This is a genomic window from Synechococcus sp. LTW-R, assembly GCF_014217875.1.
Lineage (GTDB): Bacteria > Cyanobacteriota > Cyanobacteriia > PCC-6307 > Cyanobiaceae > Vulcanococcus.
The window spans coordinates 518,742-534,844 of record NZ_CP059060.1; the positions used below are offsets into that span (position 1 = coordinate 518,742).

At 64.8% G+C, this 16,103-nt stretch carries 19 protein-coding genes; 11 read left to right on the forward strand and 8 right to left on the reverse strand.

Going from position 1 to position 16,103, the window contains the following annotated elements:
* The first annotated feature begins 11 nt into the window (after positions 1–11).
* A complete protein-coding gene (gene dnaG, locus H0O22_RS02990) occupies positions 12–2,114 on the forward strand; it encodes a DNA primase (protein ID WP_185187552.1) in 2,103 nt (700 codons plus the stop codon).
* A 120-nt stretch (positions 2,115–2,234) separates the two neighbouring features.
* Entirely contained in the window at positions 2,235–2,489 is a 255-nt protein-coding gene (locus H0O22_RS02995; protein ID WP_255439436.1) for a hypothetical protein, read from the forward strand.
* Between the two features lie 6 nt (positions 2,490–2,495).
* On the opposite strand, the gene H0O22_RS03000 is transcribed toward H0O22_RS02995, so the two are convergent.
* From H0O22_RS03000 to H0O22_RS03015, 4 genes are all read right to left on the reverse strand, one after another.
* Positions 2,496–3,773: a Y-family DNA polymerase gene (locus H0O22_RS03000; RefSeq protein ID WP_185187553.1), complete on the reverse strand. Its 1,278-nt coding sequence runs from the start codon at positions 3,771–3,773 to the stop codon at positions 2,496–2,498.
* A complete protein-coding gene (locus H0O22_RS03005) occupies positions 3,766–4,200 on the reverse strand; it encodes a LexA family transcriptional regulator (RefSeq protein ID WP_185188263.1) in 435 nt (144 codons plus the stop codon). The genes H0O22_RS03000 and H0O22_RS03005 overlap by 8 nt, the downstream gene beginning before the upstream one ends.
* 88 nt (positions 4,201–4,288) lie before the next feature.
* On the reverse strand, positions 4,289–4,726 hold the full coding sequence (locus H0O22_RS03010; RefSeq protein ID WP_185187554.1) for a hypothetical protein: 438 nt from the start codon (positions 4,724–4,726) through the stop codon (positions 4,289–4,291).
* A gap of 12 nt (positions 4,727–4,738) precedes the next feature.
* Positions 4,739–5,236 (reverse strand): pentapeptide repeat-containing protein, encoded by a 498-nt coding sequence (locus H0O22_RS03015; RefSeq protein WP_185187555.1) that lies wholly within the window; start codon positions 5,234–5,236, stop codon positions 4,739–4,741.
* 86 nt (positions 5,237–5,322) lie between these two features.
* Here H0O22_RS03015 and H0O22_RS03020 point away from each other — a divergent pair, with 86 nt between their 5' ends.
* The 8 genes from H0O22_RS03020 to H0O22_RS03055 all read left to right on the forward strand — a co-directional run bounded on the left by H0O22_RS03020 (position 5,323) and on the right by H0O22_RS03055 (position 11,671).
* A complete protein-coding gene (locus H0O22_RS03020; RefSeq protein ID WP_370521467.1) occupies positions 5,323–5,673 on the forward strand; it encodes a YraN family protein in 351 nt (116 codons plus the stop codon).
* Positions 5,674–5,721: 48 nt separating this feature from the next.
* Positions 5,722–6,534: a 16S rRNA (adenine(1518)-N(6)/adenine(1519)-N(6))-dimethyltransferase RsmA gene (gene rsmA, locus H0O22_RS03025; protein WP_185187557.1), complete on the forward strand. Its 813-nt coding sequence runs from the start codon at positions 5,722–5,724 to the stop codon at positions 6,532–6,534.
* A 16-nt stretch (positions 6,535–6,550) separates the two neighbouring features.
* Entirely contained in the window at positions 6,551–7,483 is a 933-nt protein-coding gene (ispE, locus tag H0O22_RS03030; RefSeq protein ID WP_185187558.1) for a 4-(cytidine 5'-diphospho)-2-C-methyl-D-erythritol kinase, read from the forward strand.
* Positions 7,484–7,504: 21 nt separating this feature from the next.
* Positions 7,505–7,861: a DUF3082 domain-containing protein gene (locus H0O22_RS03035; RefSeq protein ID WP_185187559.1), complete on the forward strand. Its 357-nt coding sequence runs from the start codon at positions 7,505–7,507 to the stop codon at positions 7,859–7,861.
* Positions 7,862–8,033: 172 nt separating this feature from the next.
* On the forward strand, positions 8,034–9,017 hold the full coding sequence (locus tag H0O22_RS03040) for a pyruvate dehydrogenase complex E1 component subunit beta (protein ID WP_185187560.1): 984 nt from the start codon (positions 8,034–8,036) through the stop codon (positions 9,015–9,017).
* A gap of 1 nt (position 9,018) precedes the next feature.
* Complete coding sequence (gene secD, locus H0O22_RS03045) at positions 9,019–10,500, forward strand: protein translocase subunit SecD (RefSeq protein WP_185187561.1); 1,482 nt, start codon at positions 9,019–9,021, stop codon at positions 10,498–10,500.
* The gene (gene secF, locus H0O22_RS03050) at positions 10,500–11,477 is read left to right on the forward strand and encodes a protein translocase subunit SecF (RefSeq protein WP_185187562.1); all 978 of its coding nucleotides are present in this window, start codon (positions 10,500–10,502) and stop codon (positions 11,475–11,477) included. The genes secD and secF overlap by 1 nt, the downstream gene beginning before the upstream one ends.
* A complete protein-coding gene (locus H0O22_RS03055) occupies positions 11,474–11,671 on the forward strand; it encodes a hypothetical protein (RefSeq protein WP_185187563.1) in 198 nt (65 codons plus the stop codon). Before secF ends, H0O22_RS03055 begins: the two co-directional genes overlap by 4 nt.
* 4 nt (positions 11,672–11,675) lie before the next feature.
* On the opposite strand, the gene H0O22_RS03060 is transcribed toward H0O22_RS03055, so the two are convergent.
* Genes H0O22_RS03060 through mnmH form a run of 4 tightly spaced genes read right to left on the reverse strand, consistent with a single transcriptional unit; the run spans position 11,676 to position 15,236 of the window.
* On the reverse strand, positions 11,676–12,677 hold the full coding sequence (locus H0O22_RS03060) for an AI-2E family transporter (RefSeq protein ID WP_185187564.1): 1,002 nt from the start codon (positions 12,675–12,677) through the stop codon (positions 11,676–11,678).
* The gene (locus tag H0O22_RS03065; RefSeq protein WP_185187565.1) at positions 12,674–13,732 is read right to left on the reverse strand and encodes an AI-2E family transporter; all 1,059 of its coding nucleotides are present in this window, start codon (positions 13,730–13,732) and stop codon (positions 12,674–12,676) included. The genes H0O22_RS03060 and H0O22_RS03065 overlap by 4 nt, the downstream gene beginning before the upstream one ends.
* A gap of 49 nt (positions 13,733–13,781) precedes the next feature.
* Positions 13,782–14,150 (reverse strand): photosystem II reaction center protein Psb28, encoded by a 369-nt coding sequence (psb28, locus tag H0O22_RS03070; protein WP_185187566.1) that lies wholly within the window; start codon positions 14,148–14,150, stop codon positions 13,782–13,784.
* A gap of 24 nt (positions 14,151–14,174) precedes the next feature.
* Entirely contained in the window at positions 14,175–15,236 is a 1,062-nt protein-coding gene (gene mnmH, locus H0O22_RS03075; RefSeq protein WP_185187567.1) for a tRNA 2-selenouridine(34) synthase MnmH, read from the reverse strand.
* A 97-nt stretch (positions 15,237–15,333) separates the two neighbouring features.
* On the opposite strand from mnmH, the gene H0O22_RS03080 reads away from it, so the two are divergent.
* A complete protein-coding gene (locus H0O22_RS03080; RefSeq protein ID WP_185187568.1) occupies positions 15,334–16,056 on the forward strand; it encodes a GUN4 domain-containing protein in 723 nt (240 codons plus the stop codon).
* The last annotated feature ends 47 nt before the right edge of the window (positions 16,057–16,103 follow it).

Sequence of the window (16,103 nt, forward strand, 5' to 3'; positions counted from 1 at the left end):
GCGCCCGGAGCGTGTCAGTCCCTCGCCTCCATCCCCGCACGATCGAGGCCGTTAAAGAGCGCGCTGACATCGTCGATGTGGTGGGTGAGCACGTTGTGCTCAAAAAGAAGGGCAGGGAATTCGTCGGGATTTGCCCCTTCCACGACGACAAATCACCGTCGATGACGGTCTCACCGGCGAAGCAGTTCTACTACTGCTTCTCCTGCGGAGCCGGCGGCAACTCGATCAAATTTTTGATGGAGTTGCAGCGCCAGAGCTTCTCTGACGTGGTCCTGGAGCTGGCGCGTAAGTACCAGCTGCCGGTCGAGACCCTCGAGGGCCCGCAGCAGGAGCGTCTGCGCCAGCAGCTCTCCCGTCGCGATCAGCTCCACAAGGCCCTCTCCTTGGCGGCCGGTTGGTTTCGCGCGCAACTCCGAGCTCCCGAGGGCGCTGCGGCCCTCGACTATCTCAAGCGCAGCCGCGGTCTCGATGAGGCCACCCTGGAGGGGTTCGGCCTGGGGTATGCCCCAGAGCGTTGGGATGGTCTGTTGAGCCATCTCCAGCAGGTGGAGGGGTTGAGCCCGGAGCTGCTGGAGGCGGCAGGCCTGGTGGTGCCCCGCCGGGGAGGGGATGGCTTCTATGACCGTTTTCGCCACCGGGTGATGGTGCCGATTGCGGATCGCCAAGGTCGGATCATTGGCTTTGGCGGCCGCAGCCTGGATGGCGGAGAGCCCAAGTACCTGAACTCTCCGGAGACGGAGGTCTTTGAGAAGGGCAAACACCTCTTTGGCCTCGACAAGGCGGTCAATGCGATTCGCAAGGCCGATCGCGCTGTCGTGGTCGAGGGCTACTTCGACGTCATCGCGCTCCACGCGGCTGGCATCACCAATGCGGTGGCGGCGCTTGGCACGGCGCTGAGCAATCAGCAGATCACCCAGCTCTGCCGTTGCTGCGACGGCAAGCGCTTGATCCTGAACTTCGACGCCGATGGCGCCGGGGTTCGGGCCGCCCAACGGGCCATTGGCGAGGTGGAGCAGTTGGCCCTCCAGGGCCAGCTGGAACTGCGGGTGCTGCACCTACCCAGCGGCAAGGATCCCGACGAATTTCTGAAGGACCACGGAGCAGCGGATTACCGCTCCCTGCTCGATCAATCTCCCCTTTGGCTCGATTGGCAGATCGACCAGGTGCTGCACGGCTGCGACCTCAGCAAGGCCGATCAGTTCCAAAAGGCGGTGACCGAGCTGGTGGCCCTCTTGGGCAAGCTGCCCGCAAGTGCCGTTCGCTCCCGTTACCTCCAGCAGGTGGCCGAACGGCTCAGCGGCGGCCAGGCCCGGCTCGCTCTGCAGTTGGAAGACGACCTGCGCCAGCAGGTCAAAGGGCAGCGCTGGCATGGGCGCTCTCGCCGTTGGGAGCAGCCCGGTGAGGCCGGACTGCGGGAGCGGGCTGAAGCCGAGGTCCTGCGCCTCTATCTCCATTGCCCGACCTATCGCGGTCCGATTCGCGCCGAGTTGCGGCGCCGCGAACTCGACGACTTCGCCATTGCCCACCACCGCCAGCTTTGGGCGGTGATCAGTTCGCTGGAGGAGGACAACCTGGGGGTTGGACGCCTGGAGGCGATCAACCGCGGCAGCGAGTCCGGTGCGGAGCTCGCCGACCTGGATCTACCGCGGCTGCTCAGTGATCAGTTGCTGCTGGCTGACGATCCTGACTCCGGCCTGCCCAGCGAACTGCTGGGGCGTTTAACTCCACTGCTGGAACCCAGTGACGTTCAACGCCTCTCCTTGAGCAATCCCCCCCTGCAGCTGCGGGGGGCCACCGCGGCACTGGAGCGCCAGCGCAGCATGAAGCGTGCCCGTCACCTCCTGGATGCCTGGAGCAGCCAGCGGTTGGAGACCCTTGAGCGCTGCATTGCCCGGCTGCTGGATGACTCCCAGGCCCCTCCCGCTGAGGCGGCGGCCGAGAGCCTCGACATGGAAACCCGCATCGAGGCGATGTTTGCCGAGCTCAACAGCGATGCCCTGCGCTTTCAGGACCTTTATTACAACGAGCGCAAACACATCGAACACCTCGATTCCCAACGGCGCGCCAGCTTTGAAGACGTCGTTGCTGAGTCCCAGGACGCTCAGCCCGCCTAGGGCGGAATGTCCTTTCCCTACAGCTCTGTTCTTTCCGGCTCAGCGTCGCTATCACAAGGTTGAAGCTGCCCGGTCCCTCCCCTGACTGACGTCCGTTCACTCGCGACTCGCGCCGCCGGGGTGGTGGTTCTCGGCGGCAGCGCCCTGTTTGTTCCTGCGTCTGTCTCGGCGCAGAACATGGTCGTTCAGATCATTCAGAACCAGTGCTCCAGGGCGATGAATGCGGACTTCAAGGCCGCGGGTAAAACGCCGCCCCCCGGCATGGTGCAAGACACCTGCAACTGCGTTGCCGAGCGCATTGAGAAGCTCGACTCCATTGAGGCAGCCAAAACCTTCTGCGTCAAACAGAGCACCGCGAAATACGGCGCTGTTTGAGTCCCCTTAGCGCGCCCAGACGGTGGGGAGGTCGTTGAGTCGGGTGGTGGCGGCCCGGGAGAGTTGCTCCCGCCGCATCAACCACGCCGGCTGGAGCCCGCAGGCGCCCCACTGCACCGTCCCGCTGCCGTAGCGACGGTTCAGTTGATCGATGCTGGCCATGAGGGCCTCCCGGCGCTGCTGCTCGACCTGGCTGAGGGGTTGCAGGAGGTGGTGTTGCAGCTGACTCTCCGGTTGAAGGTCCTGCAGCAGGATTCCGGCCTTGGCAAAGCGTTTGTAGGGCCGATAGAGGCTGGGAACCATCCGGCAGGCGGCCCGCAGCAGGACGCCGGTGTCGTTGCTGGCCAGGGGCAGGCTGATGCTGGCGGCCTGGCTGTAGAAGCCGGGGGCGAAGGGACTCGTGCGGGCAAACACCGTGAGCCGGCCAGCCCGTTGCCGTTGCCGCCGTAACTTCTCCGCGCCGCGGCTGATGTAGCTGGCGATGGCCTGGCGCAGTTCCTCTTCGGTGGTGACGGGGCGGCTGAAGCTGCGGCTCACACAGGTCTCCTGCTTGTCTCTGGCTTGCTGCTCCAGGGGCAGGCAGCTGATGCCCTGCAGTTCCAGTTGCAGGCGCAGGCCCACCACCCCGGCTTTGGCCCGCAGTTCTCCGCTGGGCATGTCCCGCAGTTGCTGCGCCGTACTGATGCCCCGCAGCCGGCACCAACGGCTCAGGCGCCGGCCGACACCCCAGAGGTCCTCCACGGGGGTCTGCTTGAGCCAGCTGGTGGTCTCCCCGGGGAGGCTGAGGTCAAAGACCCCGGCGTGTTGCCGATCCCCCTTGGCGATGTGGTTCGCCACTTTGGCCAGCACCTTGCTGGTGGAGAGACCGATGGCAATGGGCAGGCCCAGGTTGTGGCGGATCCGGCTGCGCAGGGCCGTGGCCCAGGGGATGAGGTCACCGTTATGCGGCCTGGGCAGGCGAATGAAGGCTTCATCGATCGAATAGACCTCCAGCTCGGCGACGAAGGGCTCCAGGCTGCTCATCAGCCGATGGCTCATGTCGCCATAGAGGGCGTAGTTGGAGCTGCGCACGACGACACCGTGCCGTTGCAGCTCGTCGGCGATTTGGAAGTAGGGCTTGCCCATGCCAATGCCGAGTTGCCGGGCCTCACTGCTGCGGGAGACCACGCAGCCGTCGTTGTTGGAGAGCACCACGACGGGGCGGCCGAGCAGTGCTGGATCGAAGGCCTGCTCACAGCTGGCATAGAAGTTGTTGGCATCGATCAGCCCGAGGGCATCAGCCATGGGCGGAGAGGCTGTGAATGGCGTGGATCGCCACACCCCAGATCTGGACGTCGCCGCAGTGGTGCAGTTCGAGCGGGGGATAGGCGCTGTTGGCAGCCTCGAGCCGCAACCGGCCTTGGTGGCGGGCGAGGCGCTTCAAGGTGAAGGCCCCATCGAGCACGGCCACGACGATCTGGCCCGGCCTGGCTTCGAGGCTGCGGTCCACCACCAGCAGATCACCGTGCTGGATTCCGGCATCCACCATTGAATCGCCGCTCACCCGCAGGAAGAAGGTGCTGCTGGGGTGGCGGATCAGGGTTTCGTTGAGGTCGATGCCTACATCGATGTAGTCATCGGCCGGGCTGGGGAAACCCGCCGCCACGGTGCTGGCGGCGAGGGGCAGCCTCAGCTCCTGGGGCTCCTCCCGCGGTGGGCCCAAGAGTTGCAGCGGGCCGTCGGAGGACAGGGGGGCAGGCAAGGCCACGGGTGCCGCAGGAACCCCTTCAGGATAGTTCGCGTGTACTACTTGCGGACGCTTAGTCCTCCTCGTCCCCCTCTAGGAGCAGTTGCTGGAAGGCCACGTAGAGGTCCTGTTCTTCGCTGTTGGCGGGGCGGCGGCGCTGTTGATTGGGCCGCAGTTCCTGGGGTTTGCCTTGGGCTTTCAGGCCATCGGTCGGGCGGTTGGTTTGGCTTTGGAGGGCCTGCAGTTGCTCCCGCTGGGCTGCTTGGCGCTTGCGTTCTTGGTCGCTTTCGGCCTGGCGCAGGCGATCCATGAGATGGGGCGGCACCGTGCCGTCCTCACTGGCCTTCATCAGCTCGCCAAAGAGGGCCTGGGGGTCCGTTTCGGTCTCAACGCGATGGCGTTTGCCGGGCGTCCCCTTGGTCTCCTTGTGGCGCTCTGGCTTAGGCAGGGGTTTGGGCAGAGAGCGGCCGAGTTCTTGGAGCCGCTCCAGGCTGCGGGCATCGAAGCTCATGGTGGGCTGGCCTCAGCTGCACTCAAGGGTGTCTTTGGTGGCGCGACCGGTGACGGGGTTCGTGCCGCTGGCGCTGGCGCAGAGGGTTTTCAGGACGTCGCCGCGGAACGGCACGTTGGTGAAGTCCGCGCCTTCGATCAGAACATCCTTAAAGCGCGTGTTGAAGGCGAAGGCGTTCTCCAGCACCGCATTGCGCAGGTCCGTTCCATCGAGGACGGCGGAATCGAGGGTGGCGTCACTCAGGTCGGCGCCCGAGAGGTTGGCGTCCTGGAGCTTGGCCCCGTAGAGGCTGGCGCCACGCAGGTCGGCCCCTTGGAAATCGGCTTCCCGCAGGTTTGTCAGGTTGAAGGTGGCGCCGTGCAGGTCCACGCCTGCAAAGTCATGGCCGATCAGCACCTGCTTGGCGTAGTCCATGGCCGCCTGCGCGGGTTGGGCCGGTAGGAGCGCCGCACTGACCAGCAGCAGGGCCAGCAGCGCGGAGCGCAGCAGTGCTCGGAAGAAGCGACGCATGGTGGAGAGCCGGTGTCGAGCAACCCTAGGCAGGGCGCCTTGGGAATTCTGAGCAGGGGTCAGGGCTATGGCCGATGGGGCGAACCGTGTCGCAACGGCGAGGAAATTGGGCGGAACAGCGGGCCCTGCGCTTGCTGCGGGCTGCGGGTTGGACTCTGCTGGCCCAGCGCTGGCGCAGCCGCTGGGGGGAATTGGATTTGCTGCTGCATAAACCGCAACGGCTGCTGCTGGTGGAGGTCAAAGGCCGGACCCGGTGCGGGCCGGACGGTTGGGGGGTGGGGGCCCTCCATGCCGGCAAGCGGCGGCGGCTTGAGAGCAGCCTGCAGCTGTGGTTGCAGCAGCACCCCGAGTACCAGGACTGCCGCTGGGAGTGGGTCTGTGCCTTGGTGCCCCTGCCCCCCAGTCGCCGGCCCGTGCGTTGGCTGCCTTGGGTCTGAGCGGACTGGGCTTGAAGCAATGTGGAGACAGGCCTGCTCCGCTCACTGATGTCCTTCGCGGCCCACCGCGCCCGCAAACGCTTTGGTCAGCACTGGCTGAAGGACCAGTCCGTGCTCGATGAGATCCTGCGGGCTGCTGAGCTGACCGCTGCGGACACCGTGCTGGAGGTGGGACCCGGCCGCGGAGCCCTGACGGAGCGGCTGCTGGAGTCCGCTGCCAGCGGGGTTCATGCGGTGGAGCTGGATCGTGATTTGGTGGCGGGGCTCCAGGAGCGCTTTGGCGCCAATCCCCGCTTCGCGCTCACCGAAGGGGATGTCCTGGCAGTGGATCTGCCGGCGGCCACCGCCGTGGTCGCCAACATCCCTTACAACATCACAGGCCCTCTGCTGGAGCGCCTGGTGGGTCGCCTGGATCGCCCGGTGGCCGAGCCCTATCGCCGTCTGGTCCTCTTGGTGCAGCAGGAGGTGGGCGAGCGGATTCGGGCCCGTCCTGGCAGCAGTGCCTTCTCGGCCCTGAGTGTGCGCATGCAGTTGTTGGCGCGCTGCAGCACGGTCTGCCCGGTCCCGCCCCGCTGCTTTCAACCGCCTCCGAAGGTGATGAGTGAAGTGGTGGCCCTCGATCCGCTGCCGGTGGAGCAACGGCTGGATCCCGCCCTGGCCAAAACGGTGGAGATGCTGCTCAGGCGCTGCTTTGCGGCCCGCCGCAAGATGTTGCGCAACACCCTCTCCGGTTTGGTGGATGCCGAGCAGCTGCTGGCCCTGACCGAGGAGGCGGAGATCGGCCTGCAGCAGCGTCCCCAGGAGGTGGCCCCGGAGCATTGGGTGCGACTCGCGGCGGGCTTGAATCGGCTCACCTCCTAAGCAAGGCACCCTCGCCATGGCAGAGCTGCAGGTCAGCGCCCCCGCCAAGATCAACCTGCATCTCGAGGTGCTCGGCCTGCGCCCCGACGGCTTTCACGAGCTAGCGATGGTGATGCAGACCTTGGATTTGGCCGACAGCCTCAGCCTGCGGCCCACGGCGGATGGGGCGGTGACCCTCCACTGCGACCGCGCGGACCTCCCGACCGATGGCAACAATCTGATCGTCAAGGCGGCCGAGTTGATCAAGCAACGGGTTGGTTTGCCGGAGCTGGGCGTGGCCATGGTCTTGACCAAGCGCATCCCGATTGGCGCGGGTCTAGCGGGGGGCTCCAGCAACGGTGCGGCGGCCCTGGTGGGTCTGAACACCCTCTGGGGCTGTGGTTTTAGCAGCGCCCAGCTGGCGGCCATGGCCGCTGAGCTCGGCTCGGACATGCCCTTTTGCATCGATGGCGGGACCCAGCTCTGCTTTGGCCGAGGTGAGGTCCTCGAATCTGCCGCTTTGGCCCAGCCGCCCACCTTGGGGGTGCTGCTGATCAAGCACCCCGACTCCAGCGTCTCGACCCCGTGGGCCTACAAACAGTGCCGTGACCAGTTCGGGGCGGATTACCTCTCGGGTGAGGAGGCCTTTGAGCAGCGCCGTCAGGCCCTGCGTCAGGCCACCTTGCTCCAGGCCTTGAGCGGCAATGGTCCGCTTCCCGCCATTCGCAACGACCTGCAGAAGGTGGTGGAGCCTGAGGTGACCAGCGTTCGCGGGGGCCTCTCGATCCTGCGGCGGGCCAACGGGGCGTTGGCGGTGGCCATGAGCGGTTCGGGGCCAAGCCTGTTCGCGGTGTTCCCCGATCGAGGGGGGGCGGAAGCGGCCCAGAACCAGCTGGCTGACGATCTGGCGGCCGGGGGGTTCGAGTCCTGGGTCTGCTGCTGCACGGGCTCTGGTGCCACGCTGGTCTGAACGCATCCTGTGCAATCCCGCGTGAGTGAGACCCAGAGCGACAGCCAAGACCTCGCTAAGGCGGAGAAGGCCGGCGACGCGGCGGTCTCCCCGAAGCCGCGCAAGGGGCCGATCAGCTTCCTCACCGGTTCATTAACCAGCTTTGGCCTGGGCTGGTTGGCGCTGCAGTTGTCGGCCAAGGTGGTGGGTTACTACGCCGAACATCCGCCCCACTACGAGGCGCGCTTTGCCCAGAGCATTGCCGTGTTCATGAAGACCCTGATGGTCGGCATGAGCTTCTTGGCGACGTTCACCTTTGCCTTCGTCGGCCTGGGGCTGTTTTTGACATTTATCCGGAGCCTCTTACCGGGTTGGAAACAGGCCGAAGAAACCCCCTAGCCTTCGGCGATGGGCTGCCCTCCCTTGTCATGACTGGCCACGACCTGCAGCTGCTGGTGTTGCTCCTTTCACCAGGAATGCTGTTGTCGGTGTTGTTGTTGCTGACCTTTGCCGCGGGCGGTTGAGATAGGTTGGCCCCACCCCGGTCCAGTGCCGGACCCGCTTTTCAACCGTGGCAGAGACCCTTCTCTTCAACGCCCTGCGTGAGGCCATCGACGAAGAGATGGCCAGTGATCCCCATGTCTGCGTGATGGGGGAAGACGTCGGTCAATACGGCGGTTCCTACAAGGTCACGAAGGATCTCTACGAGAAGTACGGCGAACTGCGGGTTCTGGATACCCCGATTGCAGAGAATGCCTTCACCGGCATGGCCGTCGGTGCCGCGATGACGGGCCTTCGGCCCATCGTCGAAGGCATGAACATGGGCTTCCTGCTGCTCGCGTTCAACCAGATCTCCAACAACATGGGGATGCTCCGCTACACGAGTGGCGGCAACTTCACGATTCCCGCCGTGGTTCGCGGTCCCGGCGGCGTGGGCCGTCAGCTCGGGGCTGAGCACAGCCAGCGCCTCGAGGCCTACTTCCATGCGGTGCCCGGCATCAAGATCGTGGCGGTCAGCACCCCAACGAACGCCAAGGGCCTGATGAAGGCGGCGATTCGCGACAACAACCCCGTGCTGTTCTTCGAGCACGTGCTGCTTTACAACCTCTCGGAAGACATTCCTGAAGGGGACTACACCTGTGCCTTGGACCAGGCCGATCTGGTCAAGGAAGGCAGCGACGTCACGATCCTGACCTACTCCCGCATGCGCCACCACTGTCTGAAGGCCGTGGAGCAGCTGGAGAAGGAGGGCGTCAGCGTTGAGTTGATCGACCTGATCAGCCTGAAGCCCTTCGACATGGAGACCATCTCCCGTTCGATCCGAAAGACCCACAAGGTTCTGGTCGTCGAGGAGTGCATGAAGACCGGGGGTATCGGCGCTGAGTTGATCGCTCTGATCACCGAGCAGTGCTTCGACGATCTCGATGCCCGCCCGATCCGCCTGTCCTCCCAGGACATCCCGACCCCCTACAACGGCACCCTCGAAAACCTGACGATCATTCAGCCGCATCAGATCGTGGAAGCGGCCAAGGCGCTCAAGGCTGGCCAGGTCTGAGATGGCACGTCAACAGGGGTGGTTTGCCCTGATCTTGGCCCTGGCATTTGCCGCCGGAGCCGTCCTTGCCTCATTCCCACTGCAACTGGGTTTGGATCTGCGCGGGGGTAGCCAACTGACCCTGCAGGTGATGCCGGCGGGCGCGATTAAGCGCGTGCAAAGCGAGCAGTTGGAGGCGGTCAAGGATGTGTTGGATCGCCGCATCAATGGTCTCGGGGTGAGTGAGTCGACCCTCCAGACCATTGGCGACGATCAACTGCTGCTGCAGCTGCCTGGTGAGCAGGACCCCAGCCGTGCGGCCAAGGTGCTTGGCACGACGGCTCTGCTGGAGTTTCGGGCCCAGAAACCCGGCACTGAGCTGGAGATGAGCGGCTTGCTCAAGCTCAAGCGGCAGGCCCAAGCTGTCTTGAATTTGCGTCGCTCCAAGGATCAAGCGCAGGCCAAAACGGCTGATCTGGATGCCGACGGTCTGGCCCAGCTCCTGAACGATGCCGGAGTCCGCGCTCCGGCCGGCAGCAGCGAGACCGATCAGTTGGAGCTGCTTCTCGCTGCGGTCAACACCAAGATCGTTGAGCTCTATGAGCCCGCCGCCCTGACCGGTAAGGACCTCACCGGTGCGGGTCGGCAACAGAACCAGGCCGGCAGCGCCTGGGACGTCACCTTGAGCTTCAACACCGAGGGTGGACGGAAGTTCGCCTCACTCACCCAGAGCATTGCCGGCACTGGCCGCCTGCTGGGGATCGTGTTGGACGGCCGCTCCATCAGTGAAGCCAGCGTGGGTCCTGAGTTCAAGCCCGCTGGCATCAGCGGCGGCGCCGCGAGTATCACGGGCAACTTCAGCGCTGAAGAGGCGCGTGATCTGGAGGTTCAGCTCCGAGGTGGTTCCTTGCCACTTCCCGTTGAAGTGATCGAGCAGCGCACCATTGGCGCCACGCTCGGCAGCGAGAACGTCCAACGCAGCCTGCAGGCGGCCCTGCTGGGACTGGCCCTGGTTGCCGTCTTCATGGTCGTCGTCTACCGCTTGCCTGGCGCTGTTGCGGTGGTGGCCCTGGCCCTCTACGCGCTGTTCAACCTGGCGATGTATGCGCTGATCCCGGTCACGCTGACCCTGCCTGGGATTGCGGGTTTCATCCTCTCGATCGGCATCGCCGTCGATGCCAACGTCCTGATCTTTGAGCGGATCAAAGAGGAATTGCGGCGCGGCAACACCTTGATTCGCTCGATCGATGCGGGCTTCTCCTTGGCCTTCTCTTCGATCCTCGATGGCCACATCACCGGTTTGATCACCTGCGTGGCCCTCTTCGCCCTCGGCACCGGTCTGGTCAAAGGCTTTGCCGTCACCTTGGGCATTGGTTTGGTGCTGAGCCTGTTCACGGCCCTGACCTGCACGCGCACCCTGTTGCGCCTGTTGATGGGCTATCCCTCGCTGCGCCGCTCCAGCTACTTCCTGCCCCAATCCCAGCTGCCCGCCCAGGCCTCCTGATGTCCGACCCTTCGACCGCCGTGGCCGCCCCCGCTCCTCGCTTTCGGATCAGCCGCATCCGCCGTCAGGGCTGGCTGGCCTCCGGCCTCGCTGTCCTGCTCAGCGTCGTGGGCATGGCGCTCTGTTGGAGCAACCCCCGCATTGCCGCACCCCTGAAGCCCGGTTTGGACTTCACCGGCGGTACCCAGGTGGAGATCCAACGCAGCTGCACGGGCGCGGACTGCTCAGGCCTCAATGCTGCCGAGGTCCGTCAGCAACTGCGTGCCCTGACCCTGCCCGAGGTGGGCGGCCAAGCGGCTCCCCAGCTGGTCAATGCCGGCGTTCAGGTCCTGGATCGTGGTCGTTCCGTTGACCTGCGGCTTCCTGACCTTGAGCCCGAACAAACCCGCGCCCTGATCGAGGGCCTGGCCCCTGTGATTGGCCCGGTGGATCCCAAACAGGTCTCGATCAACACGATTGGCCCCACCCTGGGCGACCAACTGCTCAAGGGGAGCCTGATTTCGCTGTTGGTGAGCTTTGCGGCGATCGCGGCCTACATCAGCTTCCGCTACGACGGAGTCTTCGCCGGCTTGGCCCTGCTTTGCCTGGCCCACGACATCGTCATCACCTGCGGCGTTTTCGCCTGGTTGGGTCTGATCAGCGGCATTGAAGTCAACTCCCTCTTTGCCGTGGCCCTGATCACCGTTGCCGGTTACTCCGTGAACGACACCGTGGTGGTCTTTGACCGCATCCGTGAGCAGAAGCGCGCCTTGCAGGGGCTGAGCCTCCAGGACCAGGTCGACGTGGCGGTGGATGCCACCTTGACTCGCTCGCTGTACACCTCCTTCACGACTCTTTTGCCGCTGGTGTCCCTGTTGCTCTTTGGTGGGAGCAGCCTCTTCTGGTTTGCTGTGGCCCTGACGATCGGCATCGGGGTCGGTAGTTGGTCGAGCATTGGCATTGCCCCGACCTTGCTTCCGGTGCTCTCGCGTCGATGACGCGCCGCATCCCTTTGGTGCCGCTGCTGCTCGCAGCGATGGCCCTTTGGGATCTGCGCTCGGAGCTTCAGCTCCTGGCTGAGCATTTCACCTGGATCAGCCTGCTCACGATTCCCCGCTATCACCTTCTTGCGGTGACGGTCTTGGTCTTCACCCCGACCCTGATGCGTCAATCTCGCTCGAAACGGCCGTGACGGATTAGGTCCACCGATCCATCACCTGCTCCACCAACACCCGTTGGGAGAACACCTGGAGCACCACGACCAGGGGCAGGGCGAGCAGCACGCCAGGAAGGCCCAGCAGGGCCCCGAGGCTCAGCTGAGCCATCAAGGCCACGGTGGGCAGGAGGTTGACCGTTCTGCTCAGCAAGAGGGGGGTGAGCAGAAAGGCTTCGCCGTTCTGCAGCACCAAACGCAGCACGATCACCTGAACCGCCAGGGTTGGTGAGATCAGCAGCGAGACCCCCACGGGCAAGAGGCTGGCCAGGGTGGGGCCGATGGTGGGGACAAAGGTGAGCAGGCCGCAGATCAGGCCGCTCAACAGTGCCAAGGGCACTTTGAGGGCCGCCAGCCCCGCCCAGGTCAGTAGGAAGACCACGGAGGCGGAGAGGGTCATCCCCGCCAGCCAGCCGCCCAGGGCCTGGCGGCTTTCCGTGAGCAGGTTCTGCACCAAGGTTCGGCTGTGGGCCGGGGTCAGCGCCAAGGCCAAGCGCTGGTGACTGCGGGGATCGAGCACCAAGAGGATCGCGAGCAATCCCATCAGCAGCAGCAGCACGGTGCCACTGGCGGCGCCGCCGGCAAACCCCAGCAGTTGGGCGCCAATGGGCTGCAGCTTGTCGATGGTGATGAGCTCGGAGAGTTGACTGCCGAGCCCCTCCAGCACGCTGACTCCGCCGAGCAGTTCGGCGAGCCGCGCGATCAAGGCCGGCACCAACTGGGTCAGCTGGTTGAGCTGCGCCAGCAGGTCCGGCAGCAGCAGTTCGGCGAGCTGCCAGCTCAGCAGGCCGAGGACCACCAGCACCGCCAGCAGGGCCTGCGGACGGCTCAGTCGAACCACGCGGCGCAGCCAGCTCACCGGCACATCAAGGGCGACGGCGAGCACCACCGCGCCAAAGAGCACCATCAGCACCCAACGCAGTTCCCAGGCCAGGAGACCCAGGACCACCAGGGACAGCAGCAGCAGCAAACTCCTTGGTGTCATGGCCGCTCACCCTTCGCCAACTCCCAGCCATTCAGGACGTCCTGGATCAGCACCTCCCGAACGATGACCTGGAGGCAGACCGCGAGCGGCAGGGCTAAGAGCAGGCCCAGCGGTCCAAAGATGACCGTGAACAGGAACTGGGCAATTAAGGTCAGCCCCGGCAATAATTTCACCTGGTGGTGCATCACCGATGGGGTGATCAGGTAGCTCTCAATGTGTTGGATGACCACATAGAGCAGTAAGACAAACAGCGCCTTCAGCGGCGAATCCAGCAACGCCACCGACATCGGAAAGACCGTGCTCAGGGTCGGGCCGACGTTGGGGATGACGTTCAACAGGCCGGCCAAGAGGGCATTGGCAGCCACCAACTTCACCCCGAGCAGCGACAGGCCGATCGCGGCCAACACACCGACGCAGAGCGAACTGATCAGCACCCCAGCCATCCAGCTGCTCAAGGCCTCCCCGCAGAGAGTGAGCACGTCGCGGAAGCGACGCCGGTAAAACGAGGGAACCAGAAGGATCGCGATCTCCCGGTAGGCCTTGGGTTGGATCGCCACCATCAAGCTGACGGCGATCACAAACAGCAACTCCAACAAGCCACTGCCGAGGTTTCCGGCCACGCCGAGCAGTTTGAGCAGGCCGTCTGTGGGATCCAGGCTGGCGCTGCCTTGGTTTTGCCAGCTCTGCTGCAACCACTGCAGCGCCTCACGGCCATAGAGCATCTGGCTGCTCTGATCAAGGCTGCTGCGCAGCAGTTGCATGGCCACCTGCAGGGCGGCGGGGAGTTGCCTGAGCAGCTCCTGGAATTCGGCGATGAAGGGTGGAATGACCACCGCCGTGGTCAGCACCGCGAGCAGGAGTAGACCCCCCAAGCTGAGGGACAGCGCAGCGGCGCGGTTACAGCGCAGTCGCTCTTGGGTGACACCCACCAGGGTGCAAATCGCCATGGCGAGCACCACGGCGGCAAAGACCAGGACGAGGACCTCGCGCAAGGACCACAGCAGCAGCGCTGCCGCTGCTGTGGCGATCAATCCGAGCCACTGGCCGAATCTCAAAGGGGAAGGCCGACTCGTGTTGTTTTAGCGCCGATTGCGGCGCTTGAATTCAGTTGGCGTCCCCTTCGCCGGCGTCCTCGTTCTTCTTCTGGGCAAAGCCCAGGTCATTGGCCTGGGCGTAGCGCTCCGCAAAACGCATGAAGCGCTCGAAGTCGTCGGTGGTTTTCCAGGTGTAAGTGGCCTCTAGGCCGGCCGGCTTGCCATTGACGAACTTCGCATTGACATCGCGGGTCACCATTTGGCCCTCTTCATCGACCATGTACATGCCGCCGATGTCGGCCATGCTCTCGGGGGAGAGGGCCTGGGGCTGGTCAAAGATGAAGATCGCCTGGCCGGTGCGGCCATCGCGCGAACGGGTCATCCGGATGTCGGGCACGACCGGCTCATCCACACCGGGGAAAAACTGGATCGCGGCCATTGCCCGTCGTCGTAAAGGCTGATCCTAGTGATGCTGCTTGGCCGATCTGGTGGCAAGACCGCTCGCGATCAGCTGGTCTGCGGCCGCCGTCGCCGAGAGCCCCGCTAAATCACGCCGTTCCGGTGGCGTCAGGGACTCCTCTTGGCCATGGCGCTCCAGCTCATGGTCGTAGCAGCGGTCGTAGTAATCGAGCATTTGGGCGCAGGCCCCATGCCAGTCCCGCACGGCGATCGCCTCCAGGGCCGTCGTGGTGCGTTGCGGGCCCAGGCGCCGGGCGATGCGTTGGGTGGCTTCAGCCAGGGCGTCCGGGTCCTGGACGCCGTAGACCTCCACCAGCTGATCGAGACGCTCCGCCACGGGGCGTGTGATTTCCAGCAGTGGTGCTGCTTGCATCTGCCGCCAGAGTCCGGCTGGGATCCGGCAGCGGCCCACTTGAACACTTTCCGCTTCAAGCCAGATCTGGGGTGCCGCGCGCTGCTCGTTCAGCACCGCCGCGATCCGATTCTCAAAGGCCTCCGTGCTCGGTTGGGCGGGTAGGCCCAGGCCGCCAAAGCTGCTGCCGCGGTGATGGGCGAGTCCCTCCAGGTCCACGATGGCCACCCCCCGTTCTGCGAGTGCCAGCAGAAGGTCTGTTTTGCCGGTTCCCGTGCGTCCCCCCAGCAGATGGATCGGCCAGGGCTGCTCCATCAGCTCCAGAACCCAGCGGCGGTAGCTCTTGTAGCCGCCCTCCAGGACCATGGCCTGGAGATTGAGGGTCTCGGCGAGCCAGGCCATGCTCCCTGAACGCATGCCCCCCCGCCAGCAGTGGATCCTCAAGGGTTGGCCTGGGCTCTGGCTGCTCCACTCCTGAAGGGTCTCGCCAAGGAGGGCCAATTTCGGCCCCACCAGGGAGAGCCCCAGCTGCACCGCTGCGGTCCGCCCGACCTGCTTGTAGGTCGTTCCGACTTCGGCGCGCTCGAGGTCGCTGAACAGTGGCAGGTTCTTGGCGCCCGGGATGTGTCCCTTTTCGAATTCCGCGGGAGCACGGACATCCACGACGGGACCTTGGCTTTGCAGGAAGGCCTCGATGGATTGCCGGTCAGCCATGACGTTGATCCTGTTGGGGCCTCCAGCCGCTAGTCGACTGCAATGCCTGACATAGTGGGCCAGCGCTGTCAGGCCAGCGTCAGGTCAGCCCTTTTCCATGCTTTCTGGTCCACCCGTCACCACCACGCTCAGCGCTGACCAGTTGATTGAGCGCTTCGTCAGCAGCGCTCCGCGTCAGCGTCGCTCGCTGCTGCCGCAAGTTCTGAAGCGCAGCAGTGAATGCCGCCCCTTGATCGCCGACCAGATCGACCGCTGGGATGCCACGGGAGACGACTGGGCCTGCGGCACCTTGATCCAGCTCCTGGTCTCTGAAGAGGACGCCCTCTCCCAATCTTTCTGGTCCCGCTACTCCGAAGGTTGGCTAGCCGTCACCAGCGGCCAAGGGCTGAACTACACCCCTCTGCAGCTGGCGCTGATCCGCCAGGACTTTGAGGAAGCGGACCGTCTAACTAGCGAGCACCTCCGCCAGCTGGCCGGGCCTGCCGCCGAGAAGCGCGGCTACGTCTACTACTCCGAGGTCCCGCCCATGGCCTCCGTTGACCTCGAATCCCTCGATCGCCTCTGGGTGACCTTCTCCCAGGCCCGCTTTGGCTTCTCCGTTCAATTGCGTCTGCTGCGCAGTTTGGGCAATCGCTGGGAGCAGCTTTGGCCGCGGATTGGCTGGAAGCAGGCGGGACTCTGGACCCGCTACCCCAAAGCCTTCACCTGGTCGTTGGAGGCCCCGGAGGGTCATATGCCCCTGGTCAATCAGTTGCGCGGCGTGCGCCTGATGGATGCCTTGCTCTCCCATCCCGGGGTGCAACAACGCGTTCCGTCCTGAAGCGCAGCCCTGCACTCAGGGGTAGGGTCGATTGAACCGCTGTTTCC

Excerpts from the sequence above, each read along its gene's own strand:
- H0O22_RS03060 (WP_185187564.1), bottom strand. The coding sequence starts at position 12,677 with ATGACACCAAGGAGTTTGCTGCTGCTGCTGTCCCTGGTGGTCCTGGGT.
- H0O22_RS03010 (WP_185187554.1), bottom strand. The coding sequence starts at position 4,726 with ATGAGCTTCGATGCCCGCAGCCTGGAGCGGCTCCAAGAACTCGGCCGC.
- H0O22_RS03055 (WP_185187563.1), top strand. The coding sequence starts at position 11,474 with ATGACGCGCCGCATCCCTTTGGTGCCGCTGCTGCTCGCAGCGATGGCC.
- secD (WP_185187561.1), top strand. The coding sequence starts at position 9,019 with ATGGCACGTCAACAGGGGTGGTTTGCCCTGATCTTGGCCCTGGCATTT.
- mnmH (WP_185187567.1), bottom strand. The coding sequence starts at position 15,236 with ATGGCTGACCGGCAATCCATCGAGGCCTTCCTGCAAAGCCAAGGTCCC.
- psb28 (WP_185187566.1), bottom strand. The coding sequence starts at position 14,150 with ATGGCCGCGATCCAGTTTTTCCCCGGTGTGGATGAGCCGGTCGTGCCC.
- H0O22_RS03080 (WP_185187568.1), top strand. The coding sequence starts at position 15,334 with ATGCTTTCTGGTCCACCCGTCACCACCACGCTCAGCGCTGACCAGTTG.
- H0O22_RS03000 (WP_185187553.1), bottom strand. The coding sequence starts at position 3,773 with ATGGCTGATGCCCTCGGGCTGATCGATGCCAACAACTTCTATGCCAGC.
- ispE (WP_185187558.1), top strand. The coding sequence starts at position 6,551 with ATGGCAGAGCTGCAGGTCAGCGCCCCCGCCAAGATCAACCTGCATCTC.
- rsmA (WP_185187557.1), top strand. The coding sequence starts at position 5,722 with ATGTCCTTCGCGGCCCACCGCGCCCGCAAACGCTTTGGTCAGCACTGG.
- secF (WP_185187562.1), top strand. The coding sequence starts at position 10,500 with ATGTCCGACCCTTCGACCGCCGTGGCCGCCCCCGCTCCTCGCTTTCGG.
- H0O22_RS03015 (WP_185187555.1), bottom strand. The coding sequence starts at position 5,236 with ATGCGTCGCTTCTTCCGAGCACTGCTGCGCTCCGCGCTGCTGGCCCTG.